The 26599-nt window shown below is 70.1% G+C and carries 22 protein-coding genes and 2 pseudogenes; 8 read left to right on the top strand and 16 right to left on the bottom strand.

Annotated elements, in window-relative coordinates; all coding sequences use genetic code 11:
• Positions 1–34 precede the first annotated feature (34 nt).
• Positions 35–1177 carry a PP2C family protein-serine/threonine phosphatase gene (locus tag Q8A52_RS15015; protein ID WP_316752096.1) on the top strand — a complete coding sequence of 381 codons (1143 nt, stop codon included), beginning with the start codon at positions 35–37 and terminating at the stop codon, positions 1175–1177.
• Between the two features lie 186 nt (positions 1178–1363).
• Here the strand turns inward: Q8A52_RS15015 and Q8A52_RS15010 are convergent, their stop codons facing one another.
• A complete protein-coding gene (locus Q8A52_RS15010) occupies positions 1364–2908 on the bottom strand; it encodes an amino acid permease (RefSeq protein WP_316752094.1) in 1545 nt (514 codons plus the stop codon).
• A gap of 394 nt (positions 2909–3302) precedes the next feature.
• A complete protein-coding gene (locus Q8A52_RS15005; RefSeq protein ID WP_316752092.1) occupies positions 3303–4433 on the bottom strand; it encodes an NAD-dependent epimerase/dehydratase family protein in 1131 nt (376 codons plus the stop codon).
• A 37-nt stretch (positions 4434–4470) separates the two neighbouring features.
• Here Q8A52_RS15005 and Q8A52_RS15000 point away from each other — a divergent pair, with 37 nt between their 5' ends.
• The 3 genes from Q8A52_RS15000 (at position 4471) to Q8A52_RS14990 (ending at position 7027) form a co-directional block, all read left to right on the top strand.
• A complete protein-coding gene (locus Q8A52_RS15000) occupies positions 4471–4932 on the top strand; it encodes a hypothetical protein (protein ID WP_316752089.1) in 462 nt (153 codons plus the stop codon).
• Positions 4933–5022: 90 nt separating this feature from the next.
• Entirely contained in the window at positions 5023–5931 is a 909-nt protein-coding gene (locus Q8A52_RS14995; RefSeq protein WP_316752087.1) for a peptidoglycan-binding protein, read from the top strand.
• A 232-nt stretch (positions 5932–6163) separates the two neighbouring features.
• Entirely contained in the window at positions 6164–7027 is an 864-nt protein-coding gene (locus Q8A52_RS14990; RefSeq protein WP_316752541.1) for a DUF4396 domain-containing protein, read from the top strand.
• 348 nt (positions 7028–7375) lie between these two features.
• On the opposite strand, the pseudogene Q8A52_RS49050 reads toward Q8A52_RS14990, so the two are convergent.
• Positions 7376–7717, bottom strand: a pseudogene (locus tag Q8A52_RS49050) (MerR family transcriptional regulator); the annotation flags it as partial.
• Positions 7718–7845: 128 nt separating this feature from the next.
• Positions 7846–10095 carry an MMPL family transporter gene (locus tag Q8A52_RS14985; RefSeq protein ID WP_316752084.1) on the bottom strand — a complete coding sequence of 750 codons (2250 nt, stop codon included), beginning with the start codon at positions 10093–10095 and terminating at the stop codon, positions 7846–7848.
• A 174-nt stretch (positions 10096–10269) separates the two neighbouring features.
• Here Q8A52_RS14985 and Q8A52_RS14980 point away from each other — a divergent pair, with 174 nt between their 5' ends.
• The gene (locus Q8A52_RS14980) at positions 10270–11442 is read left to right on the top strand and encodes a sensor histidine kinase (protein ID WP_316752082.1); all 1173 of its coding nucleotides are present in this window, start codon (positions 10270–10272) and stop codon (positions 11440–11442) included.
• Positions 11417–12079 carry a response regulator transcription factor gene (locus Q8A52_RS14975; RefSeq protein ID WP_316752080.1) on the top strand — a complete coding sequence of 221 codons (663 nt, stop codon included), beginning with the start codon at positions 11417–11419 and terminating at the stop codon, positions 12077–12079. The genes Q8A52_RS14980 and Q8A52_RS14975 overlap by 26 nt, the downstream gene beginning before the upstream one ends.
• Before the next feature lie 148 nt (positions 12080–12227).
• Here the strand turns inward: Q8A52_RS14975 and Q8A52_RS14970 are convergent, their stop codons facing one another.
• The 7 genes from Q8A52_RS14970 to Q8A52_RS14940 all read right to left on the bottom strand — a co-directional run bounded on the left by Q8A52_RS14970 (position 12228) and on the right by Q8A52_RS14940 (position 18543).
• Entirely contained in the window at positions 12228–12425 is a 198-nt protein-coding gene (locus Q8A52_RS14970) for a hypothetical protein (RefSeq protein WP_316752078.1), read from the bottom strand.
• Positions 12425–12826: a hypothetical protein gene (locus tag Q8A52_RS14965; RefSeq protein ID WP_316752076.1), complete on the bottom strand. Its 402-nt coding sequence runs from the start codon at positions 12824–12826 to the stop codon at positions 12425–12427. The genes Q8A52_RS14970 and Q8A52_RS14965 overlap by 1 nt, the downstream gene beginning before the upstream one ends.
• A gap of 51 nt (positions 12827–12877) precedes the next feature.
• Positions 12878–14341, bottom strand: coding sequence for a HAMP domain-containing sensor histidine kinase (locus Q8A52_RS14960; protein WP_316752075.1), 1464 nt, complete (start codon positions 14339–14341; stop codon positions 12878–12880).
• Positions 14338–15036, bottom strand: a complete 699-nt coding sequence (locus Q8A52_RS14955) for a response regulator transcription factor (RefSeq protein WP_316752073.1) — start codon at positions 15034–15036, stop codon at positions 14338–14340. The genes Q8A52_RS14960 and Q8A52_RS14955 overlap by 4 nt, the downstream gene beginning before the upstream one ends.
• 150 nt (positions 15037–15186) lie before the next feature.
• Positions 15187–15885, bottom strand: coding sequence for a histidine phosphatase family protein (locus tag Q8A52_RS14950; RefSeq protein WP_316752071.1), 699 nt, complete (start codon positions 15883–15885; stop codon positions 15187–15189).
• 299 nt (positions 15886–16184) lie between these two features.
• Positions 16185–17282, bottom strand: a complete 1098-nt coding sequence (locus Q8A52_RS14945; RefSeq protein WP_316752069.1) for a barstar family protein — start codon at positions 17280–17282, stop codon at positions 16185–16187.
• Between the two features lie 115 nt (positions 17283–17397).
• Positions 17398–18543, bottom strand: a complete 1146-nt coding sequence (locus tag Q8A52_RS14940) for a DUF3103 family protein (RefSeq protein ID WP_316752067.1) — start codon at positions 18541–18543, stop codon at positions 17398–17400.
• A gap of 260 nt (positions 18544–18803) precedes the next feature.
• Between Q8A52_RS14940 and Q8A52_RS14935 the strand changes: the two genes are divergently transcribed.
• The gene (locus Q8A52_RS14935) at positions 18804–19733 is read left to right on the top strand and encodes a D-alanyl-D-alanine carboxypeptidase family protein (RefSeq protein ID WP_316752064.1); all 930 of its coding nucleotides are present in this window, start codon (positions 18804–18806) and stop codon (positions 19731–19733) included.
• A gap of 62 nt (positions 19734–19795) precedes the next feature.
• On the opposite strand, the pseudogene Q8A52_RS14930 reads toward Q8A52_RS14935, so the two are convergent.
• From Q8A52_RS14930 to Q8A52_RS14920, 3 genes and pseudogenes are all read right to left on the bottom strand, one after another.
• Positions 19796–19912, bottom strand: a pseudogene (locus Q8A52_RS14930) (GntR family transcriptional regulator); the annotation flags it as partial.
• 148 nt (positions 19913–20060) lie between these two features.
• Positions 20061–20456 carry an iron chaperone gene (locus Q8A52_RS14925; RefSeq protein WP_316752538.1) on the bottom strand — a complete coding sequence of 132 codons (396 nt, stop codon included), beginning with the start codon at positions 20454–20456 and terminating at the stop codon, positions 20061–20063.
• A gap of 221 nt (positions 20457–20677) precedes the next feature.
• A complete protein-coding gene (locus Q8A52_RS14920) occupies positions 20678–21133 on the bottom strand; it encodes a carboxymuconolactone decarboxylase family protein (RefSeq protein WP_316752063.1) in 456 nt (151 codons plus the stop codon).
• Between the two features lie 178 nt (positions 21134–21311).
• Between Q8A52_RS14920 and Q8A52_RS14915 the strand changes: the two genes are divergently transcribed.
• The gene (locus tag Q8A52_RS14915) at positions 21312–23765 is read left to right on the top strand and encodes a tetratricopeptide repeat protein (protein WP_316752062.1); all 2454 of its coding nucleotides are present in this window, start codon (positions 21312–21314) and stop codon (positions 23763–23765) included.
• A 59-nt stretch (positions 23766–23824) separates the two neighbouring features.
• On the opposite strand, the gene Q8A52_RS14910 is transcribed toward Q8A52_RS14915, so the two are convergent.
• Together Q8A52_RS14910 and ku are read right to left on the bottom strand one after the other, a co-directional pair.
• Entirely contained in the window at positions 23825–24604 is a 780-nt protein-coding gene (locus tag Q8A52_RS14910; RefSeq protein ID WP_316752061.1) for an Fpg/Nei family DNA glycosylase, read from the bottom strand.
• Positions 24605–24648: 44 nt separating this feature from the next.
• The gene (gene ku, locus Q8A52_RS14905; RefSeq protein WP_316752059.1) at positions 24649–26532 is read right to left on the bottom strand and encodes a non-homologous end joining protein Ku; all 1884 of its coding nucleotides are present in this window, start codon (positions 26530–26532) and stop codon (positions 24649–24651) included.
• Positions 26533–26599: the final 67 nt, after the last annotated feature.

Here is a 26599-nt window from a genome sequence, read left to right as displayed (position 1 = left end):
GGAACACTCGACTTCAGTGCGTCAGGCTGTACCCATGCGGTCGCTCTTCCGCTCATCTGGCCCATCGGAGGCGGGCGGTCATGGCCGGGTCCTCTTCAGACTGGGGCAGTGGGCGCCGTTCATGATCGTACTGTTCTCACTGGTCATCGAGCTCTCGCCCGGGCATGTCGTGGTGACCGGCCCCATCCTCGCCGCGACACCGGCTCTGGCTTCGCTGACGTGGGGACCGAAGGGCATCATTTCGGCAGCGGTCGGCGCCTGCGCCGTCACCCTGATCACGGCCGGCCTTCACCACAGCTGGGGTGGCCAGGTCTACAGCAACCTTCTGTCTCTGTTCATGGTGTCGGTGGCCAGTGTCGCCGTGAGTAACGCCATGCGTACGCGCAGGCAGATCGAGCTCGCCCAGGTTCGCCGGGTTGCCGAGGCCACACAACGAGTCCTCCTGAGAGGTGTGCCGGCCCGGTTGGGTCCGGTGCGGATGGCCAGCATGTACCTCGCGGCGGAGACAGGGGCGCAGATCGGCGGTGATCTGTACGAGGCCACGCAGACGCGGTACGGGGTGCGGATGATCGTGGGTGACGTCCGCGGCAAGGGCCTGCCCGCGGTGCGCCTGGCCGCGGCCGTGCTGGGCGCGTTCCGGGAGGCCGCGCACTACGAGGCCGATCTGGTGGAGGTGGTGAACCACTGCGCGGCAGCGATCGAACGGGAGAGCACCGGACCTGCGGCGGTCTCTCAGGACGATGCGGAAGATCAGGCCGAGGATTTCGTCACCGCCGTCGTGGCAGAGGTGACCGACAGCTTCGAGATCCAGGTGGTGAATCGCGGCCATCCGCCCCCGCTGGTGGTGCGCAACGGCAAGGTCGAGGAGCTGAAGACCTCCACGGAGCTGCCGCCTCTGGGCCTGGAAGAGTTCATGACCGATTCTCCTCCCGAGGTCGAGATCTTCCCGTTCGCGCCCGGTGACCGGATGCTGCTGCACACCGACGGCGTGATCGAGGCCCGAAGCCCTGACAAAGCGTTCTTCGCCCTGCCCGAGGCCCTGGAAGCGGCGCACCCGTGCGGCCCGTCGGAACTCCTGGACCGCATCCACCGGGCACTGGTCGACCACACGGGGGGCTACCTGGCCGATGATGCGGCGATGCTCCTCGTGGAGCGGCTCGACGACGACGGACGATGAACGGCACATGGCTCGACGCCCGGGCGGTCCGTACTGACGAGACCCTCCACCCTCGCCACCGCGGACGCGTCCTGCCCCCGGTCACCGGGGCAGGAGGAGCCTTGCGCCCCATGGGCACTGTGCCGGCCGGTGGTCGCCGACCGTCACTTCTGCCGCAGGCAGGTCCCAGCGCCCCGGCGAACCGAGTCAGAACTCGAGTTCATGCTCGATCGCCGCCAGCTCTTCGGCGGTGCCCTGGACCTTCGGGCCCTTGAACCAGTTGCGCGCCGAGACCAGCCACCACACTCCGGCGAAGCCCACGACGATGAGGACGGCGATCGGCGTGTAGTTGAAGTTCTTGCCGGTGACAGGGCTGGCCGTGGGCAGCATGAACAGGACGGTGATGATCAGCGTCCAGGCGACGGCGATGATGCCGACGGGCCGGCTCCAGCGGCCGAGGTGCCAGGGCCCGCGCTCGAAGTTGTCGCCTTGGAGCAGCCGCAGGAAGACAGGCATGACATAGGCGATGTACAGGCCGATGACGGCGATCGAGGTGACGGCCGCGTAGGCGGTGGCATTCCAGAGATAGGGCAGGCCGAGCACGAAGGCGCCGCCGGCCGCCAGCCAGACGGCGTTGGTGGGGGTCTTGGTCCGCTTGTTGATGCGGTGCCACACCTGCGAGCCGGGCAGTGCGCCGTCCCGGGAGAAGGCGTAGATCATCCGGGAGTTCGCGGTGACCGAGGACATGCCGCAGAAGAACTGGGCGCCGATCGCGATGAGCAGCAGCAGCTTGCCACCGGTCTCGCCGAGTGCGTCGATGAAGATCTGCGCCGGGGGGACGCCGGTCGAGCTGGTCAGGGCGCCGTCGTAGTTCTGGATGGCGAAGGTGATGCCGAGCAGGAGGACCCAGCCGGCGACGAGGGAGACCAGGATCGACATCACGATGCCGCGCGGTCCGGCCTCGGCGGCGTTGTGGGTCTCCTCGGTCATGTGCGCCGAGGCGTCGTAGCCGGTGAAGGTGTACTGGGCGAGCAGCAGGCCGAGGAGTCCGACGTAGAAGCTGGAGCCCCAGCCGGTGCCGTTGACGAAGTGAGTGAAGACGAAGTCCGCCGACTGGTGCTTCGAGGGGAAGATCACGAGCGCGCCGACGATGATCAGTACGCCGAGGATGTGCCACCACACACTGACGTTGCCGAGGAAGGAGACGAGCTTGACGCCGAAGGTGTTCAACGCGCCGTGGACGGCCAGCACGATCCCGAAGAGCAGGATGGTGTGCTCGGGTGTGGCGGAGAAGCCGAACTGCAGGTCGAGCAGCGCGTTGAGGAAGAAGGCCGCGCCGAAGTCGATGCCCGCGGTCACCGCCACCTGGCCGAGGAAGTTGAACCAGCCGGTGAACCAGGACCAGGCCGCCCCATGGGACGGAGCGAGCTTGGCCGCCCAGTAGTACAGGCCGCCCGCCGTCGGGTAGCTGGAGCAGACCTCGGCCATGGCCAGGCCCACGAAGAGGGTCATGACGCCGACCAGCGGCCAGCCCCAAGTGATCATCGCCGGGCCGCCGGTAACCATGCCGAAGCCGTACAGCGTCAGACATCCGGAGAGGACGGAGATGATGGTGAACGAAATGGCGAAGTTCGAGAACGCCGACATCGAACGCGCCAGTTCCTGGGCGTAGCCGAGTTCGTGAAGGCGTTGAGCGTCTCCGGACAGAGCCTTCTCGCGCTCCGGCTCCGTCACTGACTTGTCGGTGGGCATACGGGCCTCCTCGGGCTCTGGTGGCCGCCGGTGGATCCGACGTACCGCTCCCCGCCTCAATTAAAGGTTTGGTGCGATACCTTTGCCGTCGACGCCGCCGAGCGCAAGAGTCTGGCGTTAAACGCCGGTTACGAAACGGCCTCGACGCCGTCGTCGCGACCCGGGCCTCCGGGAAGCCCGGGCACAACACGGAGAGGCGGACGCCGCCCGTGATGCCGTGGGCCGCACCCAGCCAATCAAGGCCGACCGGTACCCGTTTACGTCTCCCGGCCGTCGCCCATCGAAACCACTTGTGGATCAATGGCCTGCGTGACTACCTTAAGGACTTACGGTGTCCAGGCAGGACCGACGGGAGCCTTCCGGGCAAGCGGTTGCGCGCGGATCTGACGGCTCGTCAATCCGCCCAGGGCTGCCAGTCGCCCTCGTCGTCCCGCCGCCACAGGCTGATGTCCCGGTCGCGCAGGGCCGTACGCAATTCGTGCGGGGCCAGCCAGGAGTGCAGCGGAACGAGGCCGGCCGTGTGGAGCCGGCCCGCAAGCAGTTGCTCCACGGCGATACCCGCGAGCAGTGAGGGGATACGACCGCCGTCCCGCTCGGACGTCATCCCCAGCCGCCGGGTGATCGGCCGCCCGTCGCGCTCACCGCTCACAGTGACCGTGAAGCCGCCCGCCTCGTCGCCGACGCGGCCCACGAGCCACGACAGCCCCCGCACCATCGGGGTCCAGCGCCGGGCGGAGCGGGGCCGCCCGGTGCGGGCGCGCAGCGCGGCGAAGAGCCCCAACGCCCGGTTGACGGCGGTGAATTCGGTACCGGCCTTGAAGGCGATCGTGCCGGCACCGCAGAGGTCGGCCAGGACGTCCAGGTCGGCCATCTCGTACACCTGGTGGACCAGACGTCGGCCGACCGGCGGCGGGAACAGCGTCCACTCGGGCTCGGACCATCCGTGGACCACCGTGGGTATGCCCCCGCGGGGCGCGGTGAACGGGAGTCCGGCACCGTGCATCATCGCCTCGAACATCGCCGGGCCGCGGTGCTGCCGGGTGTCGGGGGCGGCGCAGCACAGGATGCCGTCGACACGGTCCATGTCGCGTGCGAGGTCGTGGACGATCAGCGCCTGCAGGCCGGGGACGACGGACGCCCCTGTCAGGACGGGAGCCGTCGCGGAGCGGGCCACCGTGGTCGCCGCACGCAGGAAGGCGCGGTCCTCGCAGATGTCGACGTAGGGGACTCCCGCGGACACCGCCGCCCGAAGCGGCCCGAGCGGCTGGGTGCCGGGGCCGTCGAGGGCTTGGAACGGGCCCGCGCAGTGCACGACCGCGGCCGCGTCACCGAGGAGGTCGACCAGGCGCTCCTCGGCGTCCCGGTCGCCGGCGACCCAGTGGACCCGGTCGGACGGGAAGGGGGGATCCGGCGGTCTGCGGGAGACCACGGTGACGCGGACGGCGGGTTGGCGCAGCAGATCAGCGACGACGTACCGGCCGTAATAACCGCTGCCCCCGACCACGACGATGTTCGGTTCTCCCATGCGATGGCATGCTACCGACACATACGACAATGCAGTCGTGTTCATATCACGTCAGACTTCTCCCATTCCCCGAGAGCGGCTGCACCGGCGGGTCTTCGCGGCGGCCGGCACCTACAACATCGTCTGGGGCTGTTATGCGGCCGTCGACCCGCAATGGCTGTTCCGGGTCGCCGACATGCCCCCGCAGAACCATCCACAGATCTTCATGACGCTGGGCATGGTGCTCGGCCTGTACGGGCTGCTCTACCTGGACGTGGCCCTCCGCCCCGCCGAGGGCCTCCCCATTGCGGCGGTCGGGTTGGCCGGCAAGCTCCTCGGACCGCTCGGCTGGCTGTGGCTGGCCCTCACGGGCCAGTGGCCCCTGGCCTCCGGCGTCATCCTCCTGACCAACGATCTGATCTGGTGGATCCCCTTCGCGCTGTACCTCCACGACTGCCTGCCCCAGTGGCGGGCCCGGTACGTGGCCGAGCGGCCGAAAGCCTCAACTCCGCACGGCTGATTGAGACAAGACGGAGCGGCCTGCGTATCGCTGCACAAGGACAGGTGGCCGACGTGGCACGCCACAGACGTCGACCGAGGAGGACTGCCCATGGCATTCGACGACGCCGAGCCGCGCCGAGCCCTCGCCTCCGCGGATGACCCGGCGCAGGACATCCGGGCTTCCTTCCAGGCGGTTCTGGAAGCGCTGGACGCCGCACGCGCCGACCTTCATGCGATGGAGCGGGAGCAACACCACAGCACAACGGCCCAAGGCGGCGACCTCGCCGGGCACCCGCCCGGGGCCGTGGAAGCCGCTGTGGTCGAGCCGTTGTGGGCACGCGGCAGGGGTCCGGAGGCAGCTTCGCCACGGGAGGCGGCGGTGCCGTCCACCGTGGCGAACGGGGGCCCCAGGTACGAGGAGCCGTCGCCGTTCTTCACTCCCCGGGCTCGTCCACAGCGAGACATGCGCCCCCGAACCGACTCGGCCGCGGGTGGCACCCCCTCCACCACACCGCAACGCTGGGCTCCGCCCGCGGCCCGGTCCGGCGCCCCGGCTCCCGCGGAGCCCATGCCCCCGGCCCCGCAGAAGGAAGGCCGCAAGCACCGACGGTCCATCGATCCGCGGCACGCCCGCGTCGCCGGAGTCTTCGGACTGGGCGCCGTGAGCGGTGTGCTCCTTGCCTCTTCCCTGCTCGTCAACGAGCACACCGCGCCGACGGAGCCACCCGCGTCCCTGGGACAACCGGACCAGCCGCAGCCCGGCAGCAACGCCGCGCTGCCCGAGATTCCCGGCACGGGGATTCTGCGTCCGGGCGACAGCGGCCACGGCGTGTACGAGTTGCAGGTACGTCTGCTCCAGATCCCGCAGATCTACGACCGCGGCGCGATCAACGGCCAGTACGACACCAAGGTCCGCCAGGCTGTCGCCCGCTTCCAGCAGCGGTACGGCATCCGCGGGGACGAGGTCGGCGTCTACGGCGACAACACCCGCCAGGCCCTGATGCTGCGCACGAAGTAGGCGCCGGACACGGCACGGCAGATCCCTGCGGCCGTGTCGGGCCATGCCGCGGACGCGGCGGCTGTGCGGCCATCTCATTACCGCGCTGCCTCCACCGGGGTGAAAGCAACCACCCCGAAGGACGCGGTGAGGTCCGTCGGACCGCCCGGCGGAAGCGCCCGGCCGCATCATGGCCTGTCACGAGAGTGCGGTACCGCAGTGGGTGAGTGAGCGGGTGGAGGGCGCGGTGGACATGCTTGCGACCAGTGGCGGCGTGAGCGGGACCACCGCCGACACCCTCATGTACGTCTGGTTCTTCCTGGTCGCCCTGTCCACCGTCTACGTCGCATTCGACGCGTTCACCAAGAACCCCGAACTTACGGTCATGAAGTGGGGCTGGGTCCTGGTGACCCTCTACATCGGACCGATCGGCGCCGCGCTCTATGTGCTCTCCTGCAAGGAACCCCGGCCGGGGACCCACGAGAGGTTCGTGGCTCCGCTGTGGAAGCAGGCCTTCGGGTCGACCATCCACTGCGTGGCCGGCGACGCCACGGGCATCGTGATGGCGGCCGTCATCACCTCGGTGATCGGTCTTCCTGCCTGGGCCGACAGCCTGACCGAGTACATCGTGGGCTTCGGCTTCGGACTGCTCGTCTTCCAGGCCCTTTTCATGCGCGACATGCTCGGTGGCAGCTATCTGCGAGCCGTCCGCTCGACGGTGTTCGCGGAATGGCTGTCGATGAACTGCGTCATGGGCGCCATGGTGGCCGTGATCGTCATCATCCGGAGCCATGTGCCGGGCACCCACGACGCCGCCGGTGTGCGCTTCTGGACGACGTTCTCCCTGGCCGTCCTGGCCGGTCTGGCGTTCGCCTATCCGGTCAACGTCTGGCTGGTGAGCAATCACCTGAAGCACGGGATGGGGACGGTACGTGTGCTCGGTGAGGGCGGCGAACCGATCCACGAACCAGCGGCCGAAGCCGTCCCCGCCGGCACCGAAATGAACATGCCTCACACCGAGGTGACCCAAGAGCAGAAGGCCGCGATGGCGACGCTGACCCTCGTCTTCCTCGCATCCGGTGTACTCCTGGCTGCAATCTTCGGGAACCTCGGCTGACGGTTCGGACGGGACAGGCAACATCGGCGACGTGTTCGCCCGCCCTCGCGGTCGCCCAGTTCGGGTAGTAGACCTCCCGCGCGGAGGCGCTCAGGGACAACCCGCGCGAGGTCAGCCGACCGGCGAGTGCGTCGTGGGCCGGGAGCATGGCGGGATGGCCCTGCTCCGGCTTGGTGAGGGAGATGAACGCCTCGCGGTGCGCGGCCTCCAGGCGTACTCCGATGTCGCCCCAGGGCTCCACGACCGCCTCGGTCGGAACGCACACCTCGACCGGGGCATCGGAGTCCTCGCTCACCAGGCCGTGGTACACCGCGAACACCGGGCCGGAGATGCCCGCGCCGACCGCGTTCAGGTGGGAGAAGAGCCTCTCGGACGCCTCGGCGAGATAGCCGCGCAGCGCGTGCGCCGAAACATGGCGCTGGACGTGGAGCACCTTCTGTTCGGGGACGTTCCGCTCGGAAATCTCGTACAAGGTCGACCTCTCTCCTGTGAGAACGCGACGCGCATGGGCCACCAGTGCTCGGCGCGTGCTGTGCTCCGCTCCTGCCGGCGCCAGTACGCGTCGAGATGGCCTGCCGACTCCTCACCGCTCGGTTGGAGCACCGCCGTGATGTCCGACAGCGGCATGCCCACGGCCCGGAGCAGGACGATGCGGCGGGCGCGCTCCACCTGGTCGGGGCCGTAGTAGCGGAATCCCGCCGGCCGGGTCGACGCGGACCGGTGGCAGCAGCCTCCGGTCTCCGTACAAGCGAAGGGCTTTCCGGCTGAGCCGGGTTGGGGCGGCTGGCTCGCCGATCGTGATCAAGTCGCTCACCCCGTCACTGTGAACCCTCCCCCAGGGGCACAGGCAAGTCGTGAGTGGAGCTCCGCGCCGGATCGGCGGACCGGAGCGGGAGCACCCGGTCAAGCCGGCTCGGCAGCCACCAGTTGGCCCGGCCGAGGAGCGTCATCGTCGCCGGTACCAGCACCATGCGTACGATCGTGGCGTCGATGAAGATCGCGGTGGCCAGGCCGAGCCCGAACATTTTGGTCGAGGGGTCCTCGGCAACAGCGAAGGACAGGAACACCGCCACCATGATGAGGGCGGCCGACGTGATGATCCGGGCCGTCCCCGAGACGCCCTGCACGATCGCCGTGTTGTTGTCGCCGGTGCGCAGATACTCCTCGCGCACCCGCGACAGGAGGAACACCTCGTAGTCCATCGACAGGCCGAACAGGATGGCGAACAGGAACATCGGGATGAACGACACGATGGGAACCGTCGTCTGCAGGCCGATCAGTGCACCGCCCCAGCCCCACTGGAACACCGCGACCAGGACGCCGTAGGCCGCTCCGATGCTCAGCAGGTTCAGTAGCACCGCCTTGAGCGGTACGAGTATCGAGCGGAAGACCAGCATCAGCAGCAGGAACGACAGCGCCAGCACGGCGGCGACGAACACCGGCAGGCGCCGGCTGGTCCGTTGGCCCACATCGGACAGGCTCGCCGCGGCGCCGCCGACATGGGCCTCGGCCGGGCCCCGCCCGACCACGGTGGGCAGCACGTCGCTGCGCAGGCGGGCGACCGTGTCGGCCGTGGCCCGCTCCTGGGGGCCGGTGGTCGGGAACGCCACCAGCGTCGCGATACCCGTGGACTCATCGACCTGCGCCGGCGCGATGGACGCGATGCCGGGGTCCGCCGCGACCGCTGCCACGAGCCGGTCCAGCACCCTCGGTTCACCGGCGGGGTCCGCGGCAATGATGAGGGGGCCGTTGGTGCCCGGTCCGAAGCCCTCGGCGACGAGATCGTACGCACGGCGCTCGGTACGGCTGTGCGGCAACGAGCCGTCGTCGGGCAGGCCCACGCGCAGGCCGAGCACGGGCAGCGTCGCGGTGAGCAGGAGCCCGGCCGCGCCGACCGCGTACGGCACCGGGTGCCGGTTGACGTGCCCGATCCAGCGTCGCCACCCGGAGCCGGCGTCCGAGGCCTTGACCGGCCACCCCCCGCGTCGCCCCGCTCGGATCAGCCGACGCAGCCCTCCGGTCCGGGCCAGGCGCGAGCCTGCGGCTCCCAGGAAGGCCGGCAGCAGCGTCACCGACGCGACCACCATGGTCAGGACGACGATCGAGACCGCGAGCCCGCCCACCGTCATGAACGGCACGTTCGCGACCGCCATGCCGAGGATCGACACGACGACGGTGCCGCCCGCGAAGACCACGGGGCGCCCGGCGGTGGCGACCGCGCGCCCGGCTGCCTCGTGGGGTTCGAGCCCGCCCGCGAGGTACTCCCGGTGCCGGGCGAGCACGAAGAGCGCGTAGTCGATGCCCACCCCCAGCCCGACCATGCTGCCCAGGACCGGTGCGAAGGTGGGGATCTCCGTCACGCCCGCGAGTACCGTCATGGTGGCGACACCGACGGTCAGCCCGAAGACCGCCATGCCGATCGGCAGCGCGGCGGCGACGAGCGAGCCGAACGCCAGGAAGAGGATCGCGGCCGCGGCGAGGATGCCGATCAGCTCGCCGGCACCGCCGTCGGGGTCGGAGAAGACGTAGAAGAGGTTCCCGCCCATCTCGATGCGCAGCGGCAGTTCGCCGCGCAGCCGGTCGCCGAGGTCGACGAGAGCGTGGAGGTCCCTGGTCGACAGCCGGCTCTGGTCGGGGTACTGCACCCGGACGACGGCGATCCGCCCATCGGCCGAGACCAGGCCGCCGCGGACGGCCGTGTCGCCGCCCGCGTCGAGCGCCCCCACCGGGTCGCTCGTGCCGAGCACATGCGACAGTCGCCCCACCTCGGCCCGCAGCCGCGCGAGCGCGGTGCGCGCGCTGCCGTGGTCGAAGAACGTCGCCCCGCTGTCGAGGGGGGTGACGACCACCTGGGCGGTCATCCCCTCCTGTCCGGTGCCGGCCCGTTCGATCAGCTCAGCGGCCCGTTGGGAGTCCAGCCCCGGAGCGGTCATCGAGTCCGCGGTACGCCCGCCGAAGGCGATCGCGGCCACGACCGCAAGCGCGGCGGCGATCAGCCATGCCGCCATCACCTGCCACGGATGACGGGCGGCGCCCGCGCCCAGACGGGACAGGGCTTTCGAATGCATCGGTCCTCCAACCACCTTGCGGGCCGCCTCGGTACGGCCACCGATGCCGAGGTTCGCCGCAGTCGCGCTCGCGGACATCGGCTCGCAAGCCGGGGATCGATCCGTCCCCGGGCGGAGCGACGACCCGTTCTTTCGGCCGATGCGCGGTGCGGCCCGGTCCCTAGGCTGAGAACCGTGCTGCGAGACGACCTGCGAACTCTGTGGAACGAACCACGGCCGCCCGACCCGCCCGGCCGGGTGTGGCGGGACTGGGCGCTGCTTGCCGTCGGGCTGGCGAGTGTGGTGCTGGAGGCCACGCTGCGGGCGGACGTCGTCTGGCGGCCCGTGGCCGTCGTGTTCGCCGTCTGGCTGTGCGTACTGCCCATGTGGCGCCGGACCCACCCGCTGGCGACGGTCGCGCTCGCGTTCGCGGCGATGATCGCACTCCAGGTGGCCTCGTTGGTGGCCGCCCCACGGGAGCCCGTCGGCCTGTACACCGGCCTGGTCGTACTCGTGCTGGTGTATGCGCTGCCCCGGTGGGGATCGGGACGGGAGATCGTACTGGGCGGCACGCTGATCCTCGTGGCCTTCGCACTGTCGGCCGCCACGGACGAAACCCCGCCCGTCGAGCAGGTCGTGGGCTTCGGCTTCCTGACCCTGCCCGCGTTGATCGGGGCGTCCGTACGATTCCGTGCGACCGCTCGCGAGCGGCAACTGGAGCGGGTACGCTCCCGCGAACGCGAGCAGCTCGCCCGGGAATTGCACGACACGGTGGCCCACCACGTCTCGGCCATGGTGATCCGCGCCCAGGCCGGCCGAGTGGTCGCGGGCACGGACCCGGCCGCTGCCGTCGAGGCGCTGGAGGGGGTCGAGGAGGAGGGGGCGCGCACCCTGGAGGAAATGCGAGCCATGGTCGCTGCGCTGCGTGACCGCGGGGCCGGGGCCGAGCTGGCGCCGCCGGCCGGTGTCGCCGACCTAGAGCGTCTCGTACGCGCCCCGGGTGGCCGACTCCGGGTCGACCTGGGGCTCGACGGCGAGTTGGACACACTGCCCCCGGCGGTGGACGCGGCCGTCTACCGCATCGTGCAGGAGTCGGTGACCAACGCCATGCGCCATGCCGTCAACGCCACCGAGGTCGTCGTCCGGGTCACCGGTGACCCTCAGAAGGTACGGGTGACGGTGCGCGACGACGGCGCACGGGCCGGCCGGGGCCGCGACGGGTACGGCCTGGCCGGGTTGCGTGAGCGCGCCGCCCTGCTCGGCGGACGGCTGCAGGCCGGCCCGGGCGCCGACCAGGGCTGGCACGTCGAAGCCGAACTGCCAAGGGGGAGGGCGGACAGCGGTGGCCATCCGCGTGCTCGTCGCTGACGACCAGACGATCATCCGCACCGGCCTGCGGATCATGCTGAACGCCCAGCCCGGCATCGAGGTCGTCGGCGAGGCGGCCGACGGGCGAGAGGCGGTACACCTGGCCCGTGAACTGCGGCCGGACGTCTGCCTGTTCGACATCCGCATGCCCCTGCTCGACGGGCTGGAGGCCACCCGGCTGATCGCCGGTCCAGGTGTCGCCGACCCGCTGGTCGTGGTCGTGATCACCACCTTCGACCTCGACGAATACGTCTACGGCGCGCTGCGTGCGGGGGCACGCGGATTCCTGCTCAAGGACACCGGGCCGGAGCTGCTGGCACAGGCCGTACGCTCGGCCGCCGACGGCGAGGCACTCATCGCACCGAGTGTCACCGTGCGCCTGTTGCAGGCCTTCGCGGACCTACCCGCCGGGCGGCCCGCTGCCCAGCCGATCTCCCCTGTCACCGCCCGCGAGGAGGAGGTCCTCCTCGCCGTCGCCCGGGGCCTGACCAACACCGAGATCGCCGATGCCCTGCACATCAGCCTGAGCACGGTGAAGACACACCTGGCAAGCCTGATGGCCAAGCTCGGCGCCCGGAACCGGGTGGAGATCGCGATGTGGGCCTACGAGACCCGCAGGATCATCCCGGGAACGTGAGGCCCGCGGACGTATCGTGCGGGCTGTGACGGTCATATGCGCTGGATGACACTCGGATCAGGACGAGACCGGGGTCCATCGGCGGCGGAACGCGGCCGGGCGGTCACCCTCGGGTCCCCGCCCGGCCGTGTCCGCCGTCTCCCCTGGTTCAGCGGTCCGCGTTCGAGGCCGCGTCCTGGTCGGCCGCGGCGGCGGCAGACTCGGCCGCGTCGACCTTCTGCTGCATCTGCGAGTAGCCCGACGGCGTGGCCGCGGGAGCCTTCGGCGAAGCCCCGTCGTGACCGGAGCAGCCGACGGCCAGAGCGGCCAGCAGGACGACCACTGCCGCAGAGTCCTTTGCCCGCATCAACTCGCTGCCCTGCCGCCGTTGTTGTCCTGGCACCACGTCCTGACGTCGGCGAGGTCCTGCTGCCGCTGCTTGAGCATCGGCACCAACGCCTTACGGGTCTTCAGCCGGTCCTCGAGAAACGTGGCGATCTCGGTGTGGCCGGCCTTCTTGGCGTTGTCCACGCGACGCTCCAGCCGCGCCACCGAACCCCGGGTACCGACCCCGGCGTCCAGCCGGTTCAGCGCCCGCTCGATGCGCCGGTCGATCTTCGGCACCCGCTTGCACAGCGCCTTCGCTCCGTCGCCGGTCGGCGCCGGTGCGGGGGAGCTGTCGGCCGCGGCCGCGCCGGTGCCGCCCGCGAGGAGCGCGGCCGTGGCCAGTCCGGCCAGCAGGGTGCGGCGCCTTCGCCGGATGTCCATCACATGCCTCCGTTCCCGGACGGACCCCTCGGCCGCCCGTCCCGCGGCAGGCTAGGAGCCCTCTTTGGGGAAACTCTGTGACCGGTATGTCCCGGCCGTCCCGATCAACCAGTCACGGCGGTCGGGCAGTTCACCCGCCGCGGCCGGCAGCCGCACCTCGAAGCGTGCCCCTGTGCCGCCCGGAGCGCCGCTGACGGTCACGGTGCCCCGGTGCAGCGCGGTCTGCTGGGCCACCAGCGTGAGGCCGAGCCCGGAGCCGGAGCTGGCCCGGCCGCGCCGGAACCGTTCGAAGATCAGCTCACGGTCCGGCTCCGGCACCCCGGGACCGCCGTCGTCCACCGTGAGCACGATCCACTCCCCCGCACGCCGCATTCCGACCGTCACACTCACCGGCCCTCGCGCGTCGGCTCCGTGTGCCACCGCGTTGGCCAGCAGATTGTCCAGCAGCAGCCGCAGTCCGGGTTCCCAGCCACGCACGGTGATGCCCGCCGGTGTGTCCAGCACGATCTGCGCGCCGGGCGCACGGCGCCTGGCGTCGGCGACGGCCGCCTCCGCGATCTCCGTCAGATCGGCGGTGCGGAACGCCTCCGCCTCCACCAGGTCCCCGCGCCCGAGGTCGCGCAACATCCCCAGCAGGCCCAGCAGCCGGCCGTGTTCACGGCGTAGATCGGCGACGACTTCCGTGCGGTCCGCTACGGGCAGCTGGGGGTGGTCGGCAAGGATGTCGAGGTTGGTGCCCATGCTCATCAGCGGAGTGCGCAGTTCGTGGGCGGCGGCCGAGGAGAAGGAGCGGGCCGTGTCGAGCGCCTCGCCGGTGCGGGCGGCCTGCTCGTCGTAGCGGGCCAGCACCGTGCGCACGGTGGCGGCCAGCTCGTCGACCTCGGTGACTCCGGACCGCTCCAGTGGCGGGCGGGCACGGTCGGTACGCGGGTCCAGTCCCGCGGTGCTGCGGGTCAGCCTGCGCAGCGGCGCGGCAGCACTCGCGGACACGCCCCAGGCCAGCAGGCCCGACAGGGGGGCCGCGAGCAGGGTGGTGACCAGTACCCGGCGCCGGACCAGCCGCTGCTGGCCCCGGTCGGCGGTGTCCGGCGCGAACACCCACAGCGTTCCGGAGGCGAGCGGCGTGCGTACCCGGCGGCCCAGCACCCGCCAGCTGTCGCCGTCGGCGTGCACGGTGACCGGTGCGCCGGTGCGCGCGGGCAGTCGCACATCGGGCCCGGGCTGGGGCCCGCCGCTGAAGGTGCCGTCCGGTCCCACCACCCGCAGGCCCACGTCGAGCGCCGCGGTGTAGAGGGCACGTTCACGTGTGTCGGCCGCCTTGGGCCGGTCGGCCGCCCCGGCCCGCAGCAGCGCCTTGGCATCCGGCACGACGGCCGCCGCCCGCTCCCTTAGGTGATCGTCCTCGGCCCGGTGCAGATCGCGGGCGACCAGCTGGAGCAGCAGCCACCCGGAGGCCAGCACCAGCAGCGGCACCGTGCAGCCGACCGCAAGTCCGATCCGGGCCGACAGCCTCACGGCTCCTCCCGCAGCACGAAGCCGACCCCGCGCACGGTCTGGATGAGCCGCGGTGCGCCGTCGGCCTCCAGCTTGCGCCGCAGATAGCTGACGAAGGTGTCGACGGCATCGCTGCGCACGTCGAAGTCGTAGCCCCACACCCGCTCCAGCAGCTGGTCACGGGTGAGGACGAGCCCCGTGTTGCGGGCCAGTACCTCCAGCAACTCGAATTCGCGCCGTGTGAGGTCCAGCGGCCGTCCGCCCCGCCGTACGGTGCGGGCGGCGGGGTCGATCAGCAGGTCCGCCACCCGCAACGCCTGTTCCGGGACGGCGGGCGGCCGTCGGCGCAGCAGCGCACGCAACCGCAGCACCAGTTCCTGCAGGGCGAACGGCTTGACCAGGTAGTCGTCGCCCCCGGCCTGCAGCCCGGCTATCCGGTCGGCCGTCTCGTCGAGCGCGGAGAGCATGAGCACCGGCAGATCCCGGCCGTCGGCGCGCAGCCGCGCGCACACCTCGATGCCGCTCATGCCGGGCATCGACACATCGAGGACCAGCACGTCGGGGGGACCATCCGCTACGGCAGCGAGCGCACCGAGCCCGTCGGGCGCGGTGCGGACGGCGAAGCCGCTCAGCCGCAGGCCGCGCTCCAGCGATCTCAAAATGGCCGCGTCGTCGTCCACGACCAGGACCGTCCCCGGGGGTGTCGCCCCGCCCATGCGCGCCTCCCTCGCCCGCTGTCAGCGCCCGCCCGGCGAGGCTTCTCCCGTCCGCCGACAGCGCGGGGTCAGCGTACTGGCGCTTCTCGTGTTCGCCGACAGCCTCGGCGGGAGTTCGGATGCTGCAGCCCCCTGCGCGCTGATCAGGGCCTACCCACAGCTGACGAAGAGCGTTTCCCGAACGGATCCTGATCGTGTCCCACCGACCAGGTGGCCCGGCGAGAGCTGATCGCCGACGGGGCGTAGCGGGGTCCCCGATTGTGAGAGCACCCATCGCCGGCCCACTCGAGCGGTGAGGCTGTCGAGGCGCACGTCCCAGCAGCCACCTCGCCGCGTGAGGGAGATCGCGGACAGAGGCGGCACAGCGAGATACCAGAAAGCTCGCGCCGGTACGGCCAGAGCATGAATGAGGGCGGCCCGGACCACGGCTGCTTCGGTGACGGCCACAGCACGGCCCGTGCCCGGCGCCACGCCGCTCAGCCAGTCCGCCGTACGGCGGCAGAGCTGTCGTACGGACTCACCGTCGTGTGGTGCGGCATCCGGGTCCGTGAACCAGGCGGTCAAGCCGTGGGGGTCCGTTGCGGCGACGTCATCGACGGTACGGCCGCCCCACTTGCCGAGGTCGAAGTCGCGCAGTGCCGGCTCGGACGCCGCGGTCAGGCCGAGGGCGTCGGCGGTCTGCAAGCAGCGCAGCGAGGGCCCTCGCAGGGCCAGACCGTGGGGAGGCAGCGCTGCTCCGGCGGCGCCTGCCTCACGCAGGCCGCGCTCGTTCAGGGGAGCGTCACCGAGGAGTGCATCCAGGGTGGCGTCACCGCCGGGCGCACACAGAAACGTCAGGCGGATCGTCATAGGACGGACCTCCTCCTTGGCCCGGCACGGTTGGTCCAGGACGCTCAGGGCGTGTCCCAGGACCGACCACTCATGTGCTCCAGCGTCGGTGGAAGCCGCCCGGTGCAACATCCGGCGGGTGTCCGGAACCGACCCGCCAACCGGCTGGCACTCCCCCGCCACCCGGCCGAACCGAGTCGGCACGCGCCACCGGACTTGAACGGAACTACCTGCTCATCGAGTGCACCACCTGCTCAGCTTCACCGCGCAGCAACTGCGCGTCGCACAGGACCCAGGGGCCCGTGCCCAGGCGCCGCGCGTCACGCCAGGGTGACGTGCATGCCCCCTCGGGTCAGGGCATCGAGGGTCTCGGTGAACAGGTCGTACGGCCGGCCGTCCGGCGTCAGGATCCGGGAAAGGTGTTCGCGCGCGGTCGCGGCGTCGCGCCACAGCAGGGTTGCGGGGGCGGTGTAGCCGAAGTTGCCGCGCAGGCAGTCGTCGACAGCGGCCGGACAGCCGCCGAAGTAGCCTCCCGGCCCGTTCACCGCCTCACCGAGTGCCAGGTAGAGGCCGGGGACATCGGTGATGTGCCGGCCGTCGAGCGCATAGGCGTGGCCGGACGGCCGGTCGTGGTGCGCGGGCCGGCCGGGCCTGACCCGGACGAGGTCGAGCCGGGCCCCACGCTGCCGGGTGTCGAGGCCGGCCCAGGCGCCGGGGGTGTCCGGCGGCCCGGCGAACCACCGCTCCCAAAGGGGCCGCACATGTTCCGGGACGGGCGTGAAGAGTCTTCCGTCCAGCTCCAGGTCGATCAGTTCCGTCCCGTGGGCAGAGGGACGCCAGGCGATGACTTTGGTCCACAGGAGCGCTTCGCTGAGCGGCTCACCCCGGTCGTCCCGTATCTCCAGGGCGGCCTCCTCCAGGTCCAGCGCCCGCCGGGTGCCCTTCAACAGTGCCTGCCGCAGCTGTTCACCCGGTGCGAGCCCCCGCAGCACGAGTGGGGTCGTTTCCTGCTCGGGCGGCAGGACGCGGGCGAACTCCCGGCAGGAGCCGAGCCACCGGTGCTCGTCGTGCACTCGGACCACACCCCGGTGGCCCTCGGGTGGGCCCTCGTAGTCGTCCAGGCCGGTGAGGACGAGGCCGTCCGTCCCGGGGTGGCGCCCGAGGCTCTCCGCGTCTTCGAGGAGCCAGGGTTCGAGGGTGTCGTCCTCCGGCACCAGCCACACCCGGCTGCCGACCCAGCCACGCACCTCGGCCGCTTCCGGAGTCCAGCCGAACAGCTCGTACGTCCCCCGCCGGGGGGACCCGAACAGTCCCTCCGCTTCGGAGCACACGCCCCAGATGTGTCCGTTCTCCGTATCCGTCAGCGTGTATCGCGCCCGTCCGTGACGGTCCCTGTCCTCATGCACGGTGGGAATCATGCCTGGAGCGGGAATCGACGGCGGAGCCCTTTGCTCGCGGTGCTCGCGGTGCTCGCAGTGAAGGTCAGGCGAGCCGGTCGCGGCCCGGGCGGTGTCGGCGGCGACCGGCGGCGGCTCAGAACTGTTCGACGAAATAGGGCTCGACCGTCATCCAGCCGTTGTCGGCAGCCCCGTTGAGACGACCGGAGGAGTTCTTGGACAGGGTGTACCAGGACTCCACGTAGTCGGGGTCGTCGGTGAACCAGGAGTCGGGCATGGCCGCCAGTACGGCGTTCACCAGCGGGATGTAGGTGCCCTGGTCGGTGATGGTGAGGAGGGCCGTGGTGAGGGCCTGGGCGAGCGACTTGTAGTTGGTGCCGTCGTCGTCCTCCATCATGACGACGTCCGCCAGGTTGTACTTGTAGTTCGACCAGTTCACCAGGATCTGGTTCGGGTAGTACACCTTGCCGTCGTAGTCCAGGTACGGCATGTCGACCGAGTCGACGCGCGCCTTGCCGTCCTGCCCGAAGCCGGTCACGAGCGAGAACATCTCGGCCGCGCCCTTGAACCAGGGCTCCTGATCGTCGTTCACCTCGATCGCGGTGACCTTGGTGGCCCACCAGCCCGCGGCTCCGGCCGCGTTCGCGCGCTTGGCCTGCGGCGTGCTGAGGCCGTTGTCGACGAGTGCCTTCGAGAGCACTCGCAGCCCGGCCCTGTGCGCCTTGGCGGCGTCGATGTCCACGACGTACAGGGGGACTTCGGGTACGCGCGTCGTGTCCACGGAATGACGACGGCCCAGGCTGTCGTAGGCCGTGATCGTTCTGGCGTGGTCGTCGGAACTGGCGACGGCGACCCAGGGGGTGACATCAGCGCTCAGCCGTGCGCGCATGGAGGGCGCACCCAGGCGTATGCGGAGCAGCGAACCGATCGACGCGGGCAGCCCCTTGAAGCCGGCGACATGCCGATTCGCGCTGGAGACCGACGATTGCAGCTGACTTCCAGCGGCGTTGCCGGCCTGGTCGGTCAGCGCCTGCAGATCCACCTCGTCCGTGCTCAGGGCGGCCGCACGCACCTGAGCGCGCCATTGGGAGTGCGAGAGCGAGGACGCGAGCGAACGTGCGATCGCGTCCTCGACGCCCTGGACCGAGGACTGCGGGGCGGCTGCAGGTCGGGGCCTGTGCTCTGCCGCTGCGGACGCGACCGCGGGCTGGGCGGTTCCGATGACGACGGCGGACAGCATCACGCCGATCACTGCATTGCGTCTCTTGTTTGCTCTGCGCATCGTGATCTCCTCTCGTTGGCTGCACTGTCTTGAACATGACAAATTACGATCATCGGCGGATCAGTGGGTGAGTGGCTCAGCCACAGCGGCATCAGTGAAGCAGCCGCACGAACGGCTCGTCAATCCTCCATCCACACGCCGAAGTTGGGCGCCCTCGACCCGCCCCATGAGGTTGCTGTGATCTTCACCATGGCCCTTCCCGCCGAGACCTGATGGAGTTGGCGATCGTCAACTGACCACTGACAGAACGGGGATTGATCATGACCATCGGCACAGGCATGCCCGCGCGGAGACGAATCACTGCGGCCGCGGCAGCCGCCGTCGTCCTGTCCATGGGTGTTCTCGCGGCTGCTCCCGCCCAGGCGGCTCCGTCGGCACCGGCGGCACCCTCGGTGTCGGCGCAGGGTGCGTACGCGATGAACGCGGCCACCGGCAGGACGCTGTTCGGGAAGGGCGCCGACACGCAGCTTCGGACCGGCTCCACAACAAAGATCATGACGGCGCTCGTGGTGCTGTCGCAGCGGAACGTGGACCTCGACCGCAAGGTGAAGATCAAGAAGGAGTACACGGACTACGTCATCGATCCGCGCACCGGCGACCTGCGGTACTCCAGCGCAAGGCTGATCCTCGGGGACTCGATGAAGGTACGGGACCTGCTGTACGGGCTCCTGCTGCCGTCCGGGTGCGATGCGGCGTACGCGCTCGCGGACACGTACGGGTCGGGTTCGACGACGGCGCAGCGGACCAAGTCCTTCATCGCGAAGATGAACAGCAAGGCGCATGAACTGGGGCTGACGAACACCCACTTCGACTCCTTCGACGGGGTGTCCAACGGCAACAACCACGCGTCCCCCCGTGACCTGGCCAAGCTGGCCACGGTCGCGCTGAAGAACAAGACGTTCAAGAAGGTCGTCGGCACCCCGAATTACGACGACATGCAGTCGTTCCGGCCCGGCGGCGGAACGCACACGATGGACCCCTGGGTGAACTCGAACAAGCTGCTCGGTTCCTACCGGGGTGCGATCGGCGTGAAGACAGGTTCGGGTCCGGAGGCGAAGTTCTGCCTGGTGTTCGCGGCGACCCGCGGCAACAAGACGGTGGTGGGAACCGTACTCGCCGACACGTCGCCGGACGAGCGCTTCAAGGACGCGAAGAAGATCCTCGACTACGGCTTCGCACAGCACAGCTGAAACACGGCTGTCGGAGTGGGGCACGCAGCGGCGTGCCCCACTCCCGTCCACGGCGTCGCCGCGTACTCCGCGGCGAGCTGCGCCCGGGACGGCAGTCGGTCCCCGATCTCCCACTCCCCCGCGAGAATCCGTGCACGCAGCGCGTCGGCCACTGCAAGGTACGGCGCCTCTCGGGGCATGTGCGACTCTCCGGTTGCTCTGCTGCGAGGCAGCGGTGATTCCAGCGGCGTTGGAAAGCTACTGCACCGGGCAAAAGCTACTAGTAGAAATACGCGCGGCTTTCCTTCGAGTTCCTTGAGTCCCTCGGGTCCTCCGTGTCCTCGGGCTTCAGTTCACCGCCTTCTTCACCAGCTCGCCGATCCTCGCCTCGTCCGCGGCGGTCAGTTCCTTCAGGGCGTAGGAGGCCGGCCACATGGCGCCTTGGTCGAGGTTCGCCTTGTCGCTGAAGCCGAACGTCGCGTACCGCGCGTTGAACTTCTGCGCGCTCTGGAAGAAGCAGACGACCTTGCCGTCCTTGGCATAGGCGGGCATCCCGTACCAGAGCTTCGGCGCGAGTTCCGGCGCGCTCGCCTTGATGACGGCGTGGATCCGTTCGGCCATGACCCGGTCCGAGTCCTGCATCTCGGCAATCTTCGCGAGCACCGCGGACTCGTCCTCGGCCCCCTTGTCGGCACGCGAACCGCGGCGCGCGGACACCTTCAGCTCCTTGGCCCGCTCCTTCATCGCGGCCCGCTCCTCGTCCGTGAATCCCTCGGACGGCCTGTCGGTCGCGACTGCGGTGTCCTTGGCGGTGGTGTTCGTGACGGTGGTGCTCCTGGCGGTCTTCTGTACGTCCTTCACGGCGTGGTTCCTCACGTTGAGCGGGTTGACGGGTACGTCTTCATGCTGGAGAGGCGTCACGGCGACGGCGTCTCCCAAGCCGGTGTCACGGGGTGTTGCCGAGGTCATCCCCACGCGCCGGCGATCTGGCGGGTCGTGGCGTTGAGCCGGTTGAACAGATTGGTGACACCGATCATCAGGACGATCGCGGCGAGCTGCTTCTCGTCGAAGTAGGTGGCGGCCGTGTCCCACACCTCGTCGCTCACCGGGTCGGGACGGTCGGCCAGCCGCGTCGCGGCCTCGGCCAGCGCCAGGGCCGCCCGCTCCTCCTCGGTGAAGTAGGGAGCCTCCCGCCAGGCGGCGGCCGTGGCCAGCCGCTCGTCGCTCACTCCGGCCTTGCGGGCCGTCTTGGCGCCGCCGTCGACGCAGGCGCTGCAGCCGTTGATCTGGCTGACGCGCAGGTGGACCAGCTCCAGTGTCTGCTCGTCCACTCCACCGGAGCGCACGGCCTTGAGGATCTCCTGGATGGGCTGCATCGCACCGGACAGTACGACGGCGGGGTTCTGCATACGGGACCGCATGTCGGTCTGCTCCTCTTCCGGTCGGTGCCCCGTCCTCCGGGGCGTGACTCCATGACAGCCGAGCCCGTGTGCCACGACCACTGCGGTGGGACACCGTGGGACAGCTGAAACGGCCTTGACCAGCGGCGAGTTGACTGGGGAGACTTCTGCCGCAACGGGACGGGAAGGCGGGGGAACGGTGGACGCTCAGGAACGGACGGCGAAGTCCGACCCGCAGGACGAGCTGGCGGCCCGGCTGCGTCTGCTCCAGGAACTGTCCGGGCTCGGCGTGCGGGCTCTGGCGCGGGACACCGGGCTCAGCTCCTCGTCCCTGTCGCGCTATCTCAACGGGCAGACCGTGCCGCCCTGGCCGACGGTGGTCGCTCTCTGCCGCCTCGTCGAACGCGACCCCCGCCCGCTGCGTCCGCTGTGGGAACGGACCTCGAACCCCTTGCCTGCGCCCCCGAAGAGCAGCCGCCAGGTCCGGCCGCGGCCCCGCAACGATCTGCCGCGCGACGTGCCCGACTTCACCGGACGCGAGGAGCGGCTCGCCGCCGTGTTCGCCGCGATCGAAAGTCACCGGGCGGTCTCCGTCGACGGCATGGCGGGCGTCGGCAAGAGCTGTCTGGCGGTGCATGCCGCGCACCGGCTTGCCGCCGACTTCCCGGACGCCCAGCTCTATGTGGATCTGCACGGGTTCACCGAGGGCCGACCGCCGCTCGACCCCGACTCCGCCCTGCGGATGCTGCTCGGCGCACTCGACGTCCCGTCAGAGAGGGTCCCGCAGGAGGGGGTCGAGCAACTGGCTGCGTGCTGGCGCTCGGAACTGGCCCGCCGACGGGTCGTCGTGGTCCTCGACAACGCCGCGGACGCCGACCAGGTCCGCCCGCTGCTGCCCGGCGCCGGCGACTCCGTCGCCCTGATCACCAGCCGAAACCGGCTCCTCGGTCTTGACGAAGTGCCCCCTGTCTCGCTCGACGTGCTGAGCCCGCAGGAGAGCGCGGAGCTGCTGGCCCGTGCCAGCGGCGATCCGGGCGGCCCAGAGGGCAGGCTGGCCCGCGATCCGGAGTCCGCCGCCGAGGTCCTGCGGCTCTGCGGCCATCTGCCGCTGGCCCTGCGGCTGGCCGCGGCACGGCTGCGGCACCGGCCGGGCTGGACCGTGGGCATCCTCGTCGAGCGGATGGCCGAGGGCGCGAGCGAGTTCGACACCGCGCTCGCCATGTCGGTCCGGCAGCTGAACCGGTCACAGGCTCACCTCTTCCGGATGCTGGGCCTGCTCCCCGGCGAGTCCTTCGACGAGTACGTGGCGGCAGCGCTGGCGGACGTACCACTGCGCAGCGCCCGGGCGACGCTCGAGGATCTGCTCGACGCGCACCTCGTCCAGCAGCCGACGCCGAGCCGGTACACGCTCCACGACCTGGTGCACCAGCACGCGCGCCGGTCCGCGGCAGAGCAGGACGCAGCGGCCGAGCGGGAGCGGGCATTGGGCCGAGTGCTCGACTACTACGTGCACGCGGCGGCGGCCGCCGATGCCGCGATGCCGTTCCTGTCGCCAGGTCGCGTGGTCTCCGCGGGCCGGCCCCCCGCCGAACTGCCGTGCTTCATGGACAAGAACGCGGCCTTCGCCTGGCTCGCCACGGAGTACGGCAACCTGATGGCCGCGTTCGAGACGGCAGCGGCCGTCGGGGCCGACGTGCACGTGTGCGAGCTTCCGCGCTTCCTGCGGGCCTACTTCGCGCGGCGCTGTGGCACGACGCATCTCAACGTCCTCTTCGAGCGGTCACTCGCCGCCGCCGAGCGCCTGGGCGATCCACAGCAACTGGCCGAGGCACACAGCGATCTGGGCTTCGCACGGTACAACGCGGGCCGGATGGCGGAGGCCGCGGCCGCGTACGAGGCGGCCGGGCTCCGGGTGTCCCAGACGGGGGACGCGCGGGCGGAGGCCGAGCTGGCCATGCGCCGCGGCTATCTGAGCTGGGACGCGGGGGACGTCGAGGAGCCGCTCGAACTCTTCCGGCTGGCGGCCAGGCTGTACGAAAAGGCGGGTTGCCCGACGGAGGCCGCCCACGCTGCCGCCTCGGAGGCCTGGGCGATGCTGCAGCTGGGACACCGTGAGGAGGCGGCGCAGCGGGGCCGGGAGGTGCTGGGCATCCCCCACACCGACCCCGCCTGGCCGCCCGCTCTCACTGCCCTGATCACTCTCGGCGTGGCCATCGCCCACGAGCGTCCCGACGAGGCAGCGGAGCATCTGCACCGGGCGCTGGCGCTGTCCCGCGACGACGGGCACCTGCACAACCAGGCCTGGTGCCTCAACTGCCTGGGGGTCGCGCTACGGCAGATGGGCCGGTACGAGGAGGCACTGGCCAGCCACCGCGAGGCGTTCGCACTGCTGGACGAGCTGTTCGAGGAGCACTGGAAGATCCATTTCCTCAACGGCTACGGCGAGACCTGCCGACTGGCGGGCCTGCCCGAAGAGGCCCTTCGACTGCACCGGCAGGCGCTGGAGCTGGCCCCCAAGCTGGGAAACCGGTACGCGGAGGCGCTGGCTCACGAAGGCATCGCGATCGTGCTGGACGAGACGGATCCGGCTGGGGCCGCCGAGCACCGTACAGCGGGGCAGGCCGTCCTGGGGCAGCTCAAACACGGGGCTTGACCGGTCCGGAATGAGATTCCGTAGAGCATGACTTCACCCATGCCCGGGCACGCCGTCGTTCAGGCCTGGCACTTTGGGCACCAGACCGTTCGGCGTCCGGCAACGCGGCTTGAGCACAGGGTTTGGCCGCAGCGAGGGCACACGCCCTCCTTGTCGTCCCTCCGACCGGTGAGCCAGGAGCGTCGCGGCGGCACGCACCCGGCAAGCACAGCTGTATCGAGTACGCGTCCCATCGCCGCGTGAATGTGCCGAAGCTCCGTTTCGCCCAGGTCTCGCGCCGGAACCCTGGGGTGAACACGAGCCCGCCAGAGAATCTCGTCGCACAGGAGATTCCCGAGGCCCGCGATCACGGACTGATCCATCAGCGCACTCTTGACAGCGCCCCGCCGCCCTGACAGCAGTTCCTTGAACTCCGCCCTCTTCACGGTCAAGGCGTCCGGGCCCAGACCGCCCAGAATTCGGTCGACGACGTTCTGATCGGCCAACTGTATGCCCTGCAGCTTGCGTTGATCGCGATAGCGCAACGTCCGGACATTGTCGAGGGTCAGCACAATGCGATCGTGCGCTTCAATCGGTTCGTCCAGAGCGCAGCACCGCAGTGCTCCCGTCATCCCGAAATGGCAGACCAGTGTGAGTCCATCGGCCGTGGGAACGAACAACCACTTGCCGTGCCGCCACGCCCTCCCAAGGCGCTTTCCTTCCAACTGGCTCCGAAGTCGCTCCTCGGTGACACCCCGCAGAACCCCGGCGTCCCGCACCTCGATGTCCGTGACGCATCGCCGACGACCGCAGGTCATCAGGACCCGTCGGAATCCTTCGACATCCGGAAGCTCGGGCATGAAAGACGGGTACCCTCACCGGCCGGACGCGCACGCTCCCCGCCTCAGGAAGCGCGCGCTTTCCGTCCGCCACCAGGAGCGAGCGCATGGATGAGTTCATCACGGTTCATCGAGGATCGGCCGGGAACATCAGCATCGGCGGCTCGCTGATACAGCTCCGCTTTGGTGAGATCGCGAAGCTCCGCGGTCGTGGGGGCCCGCCTGCCGGCGGTGGACCTTTGACCGTGTGCCGAGGCCGCGGTCTTCTTGCGGCGAGAGGTGCGCCGCGTGCCGGTGCCTGCCTTCTTCTCGTGAGCCTTGGGGCTTCGCGCACGGTCGACGCTCGCCTGCAGGGCTTCCATCAGGTCGATGACATTGGTCGACTTGGGCGGCGGTGCCGCCTTTTCGACCGGTTCGCCGGCCTGCTTCGCCTTCAGCAACTGGGCGACCTTCTCCTGAAAGGTGTCGTGCCATTCCTCGGGCGTCCAGTCGATGCTGAGCGTGTCGATCAGCTGCCCGGCCATGCTCAGTTCCTTGTCGGTGGCCTTGGTCTTGCCAGGGAGGGTGCTGATCTCCTTGCTGGGGTCGCGGACCTCGTCGGCCCAGTGCAGGGTATGCATCGTGAGGACCCCTGCTTCGGCCTTCAGCGCGACGAGATACTCATGGCTGCGCATGACGAAGGTTGCGACTCCGGCCTTGCGTGCGCTCGCCAACGCTTCGCGCAACAGTGCGTAGACCTTGCCGTACTCCTCGCCTTTGGGTCCCAGGTAGTAGGTGCGGTCGAAGAACACCGGGTCGATGGAGTCCAGGTCGACGAAACCGCTGATGTCGATGGCTCGTGATCGCCCCGGGGCAATTTCGTCCAGTTCCTCCGGGTCGACGATGACGTATTCGCCCTCTCCCGTATCGAATCCCTTGACGATCTCGTCGAACGGCACTTCTTCGCCGGTGCGCTCGTTCACTCGCTTGTTGCGCACGCGGTCCAAAGTGCCACGTTGCAGCTGGTGAAAGTGGATCGTATGGGTTTCCGTCGCCGTGAAAAGCTGCACCGGCACTGTCACCAGCCCGAACGTCAGCACTCCACTCCACACGGCCCGCGCCATCGCACTCACCTCCGCACACATGGACAGTGTGTGAGCCGTGCCGCTGATCGGCCACCGGACTGCGCTGGGCTCAGAGGCTGCCCGGTCGCACCAGACGGTGCGCTTGACCCCGGTCAGGATGGGGGCGACCTCGACGGCGGAGATGTGTTCGAGGACGCCGATGGTGTCGCTCATGAACTGGTGGAGCGCATCGAGGTCGGCTGCCGCGACGGCCACGAGGAGGTTGGCCGGGCCGGTGTAGGCCGCGGTGAAGCGGCCTTGGGGGTGGCGGCTGAGCTGCCGGCCCGTCTCCTCCAGCCCGCGGGGCGCGACGGTGATCCACAGGAGTGCCTCGGCGCGGATGCCCAGCCGGGTCAGATCGACTTCGGTCGCGAGCCTGATGACCTGGCCGCCCACCAGTGCCTCCGGACGGCGGCGGGCGGTGAGGGCAGTGGTGTCGGCGCGGTGCGCGAGGTCGGTGTGGGAAGCTCGTCCGTCCTCGATCAGCGCGGCGATCAGCTGGTCGTCGAGGGGCTGGAGGCCGGAGCGGGTGGGGGCCGCGGATGTCTCCTGCCGCAGACTGGTCAGCTCTGCCGCTGACAGCAGGCCGCCGCTCCAGTCGAAGGCGGCCGGGAAGACTCGCAGGAGGGCGTGCGAGGTCCACGACTGGACCGCGGGGGTGGCGGGAAGATCGCGCAGCAGCAGGCTGTTGCGTGCGAGCGCGGTCGCCACGTTCGCCACGACCGGATCAGCGCGCGACTGGCTGCCGTACTCGCCCGCAACGGCCGCACGCATCCGGCATTTCGCCTGAGAGCCGTACCAGCGGTGGCCGGGGCGTGCGAGACCGACCGCGAGCCGAGCGGCCACGACGCGGCCCGGAGAGATCGAGGCCTTGCGCCATTGCTTCCGCGCAGTAGGGGTACCCGGAGGCCCG

The organism is Streptomyces herbicida (genome assembly GCF_032656585.1).
In the GTDB taxonomy this organism is placed as follows: domain Bacteria; phylum Actinomycetota; class Actinomycetes; order Streptomycetales; family Streptomycetaceae; genus Streptomyces; species Streptomyces herbicida.
This window is presented reverse-complemented; position numbering and strand designations above follow the sequence as displayed.

Excerpts from the sequence above, each read along its gene's own strand:
- Q8A52_RS15015 (WP_316752096.1), top strand. The coding sequence starts at position 35 with ATGCGGTCGCTCTTCCGCTCATCTGGCCCATCGGAGGCGGGCGGTCAT.
- Q8A52_RS15010 (WP_316752094.1), bottom strand. The coding sequence starts at position 2,908 with ATGCCCACCGACAAGTCAGTGACGGAGCCGGAGCGCGAGAAGGCTCTG.
- Q8A52_RS15005 (WP_316752092.1), bottom strand. The coding sequence starts at position 4,433 with ATGGGAGAACCGAACATCGTCGTGGTCGGGGGCAGCGGTTATTACGGC.
- Q8A52_RS14995 (WP_316752087.1), top strand. The coding sequence starts at position 5,023 with ATGGCATTCGACGACGCCGAGCCGCGCCGAGCCCTCGCCTCCGCGGAT.
- Q8A52_RS14990 (WP_316752541.1), top strand. The coding sequence starts at position 6,164 with ATGCTTGCGACCAGTGGCGGCGTGAGCGGGACCACCGCCGACACCCTC.
- Q8A52_RS14985 (WP_316752084.1), bottom strand. The coding sequence starts at position 10,095 with ATGCATTCGAAAGCCCTGTCCCGTCTGGGCGCGGGCGCCGCCCGTCAT.
- Q8A52_RS14970 (WP_316752078.1), bottom strand. The coding sequence starts at position 12,425 with ATGCGGGCAAAGGACTCTGCGGCAGTGGTCGTCCTGCTGGCCGCTCTG.
- Q8A52_RS14965 (WP_316752076.1), bottom strand. The coding sequence starts at position 12,826 with ATGGACATCCGGCGAAGGCGCCGCACCCTGCTGGCCGGACTGGCCACG.
- Q8A52_RS14955 (WP_316752073.1), bottom strand. The coding sequence starts at position 15,036 with ATGGGCGGGGCGACACCCCCGGGGACGGTCCTGGTCGTGGACGACGAC.
- Q8A52_RS14950 (WP_316752071.1), bottom strand. The coding sequence starts at position 15,885 with ATGACGATCCGCCTGACGTTTCTGTGTGCGCCCGGCGGTGACGCCACC.
- Q8A52_RS14945 (WP_316752069.1), bottom strand. The coding sequence starts at position 17,282 with ATGATTCCCACCGTGCATGAGGACAGGGACCGTCACGGACGGGCGCGA.
- Q8A52_RS14940 (WP_316752067.1), bottom strand. The coding sequence starts at position 18,543 with ATGCGCAGAGCAAACAAGAGACGCAATGCAGTGATCGGCGTGATGCTG.
- Q8A52_RS14935 (WP_316752064.1), top strand. The coding sequence starts at position 18,804 with ATGACCATCGGCACAGGCATGCCCGCGCGGAGACGAATCACTGCGGCC.
- Q8A52_RS14925 (WP_316752538.1), bottom strand. The coding sequence starts at position 20,456 with ATGAAGGAGCGGGCCAAGGAGCTGAAGGTGTCCGCGCGCCGCGGTTCG.
- Q8A52_RS14920 (WP_316752063.1), bottom strand. The coding sequence starts at position 21,133 with ATGCGGTCCCGTATGCAGAACCCCGCCGTCGTACTGTCCGGTGCGATG.
- Q8A52_RS14910 (WP_316752061.1), bottom strand. The coding sequence starts at position 24,604 with ATGCCCGAGCTTCCGGATGTCGAAGGATTCCGACGGGTCCTGATGACC.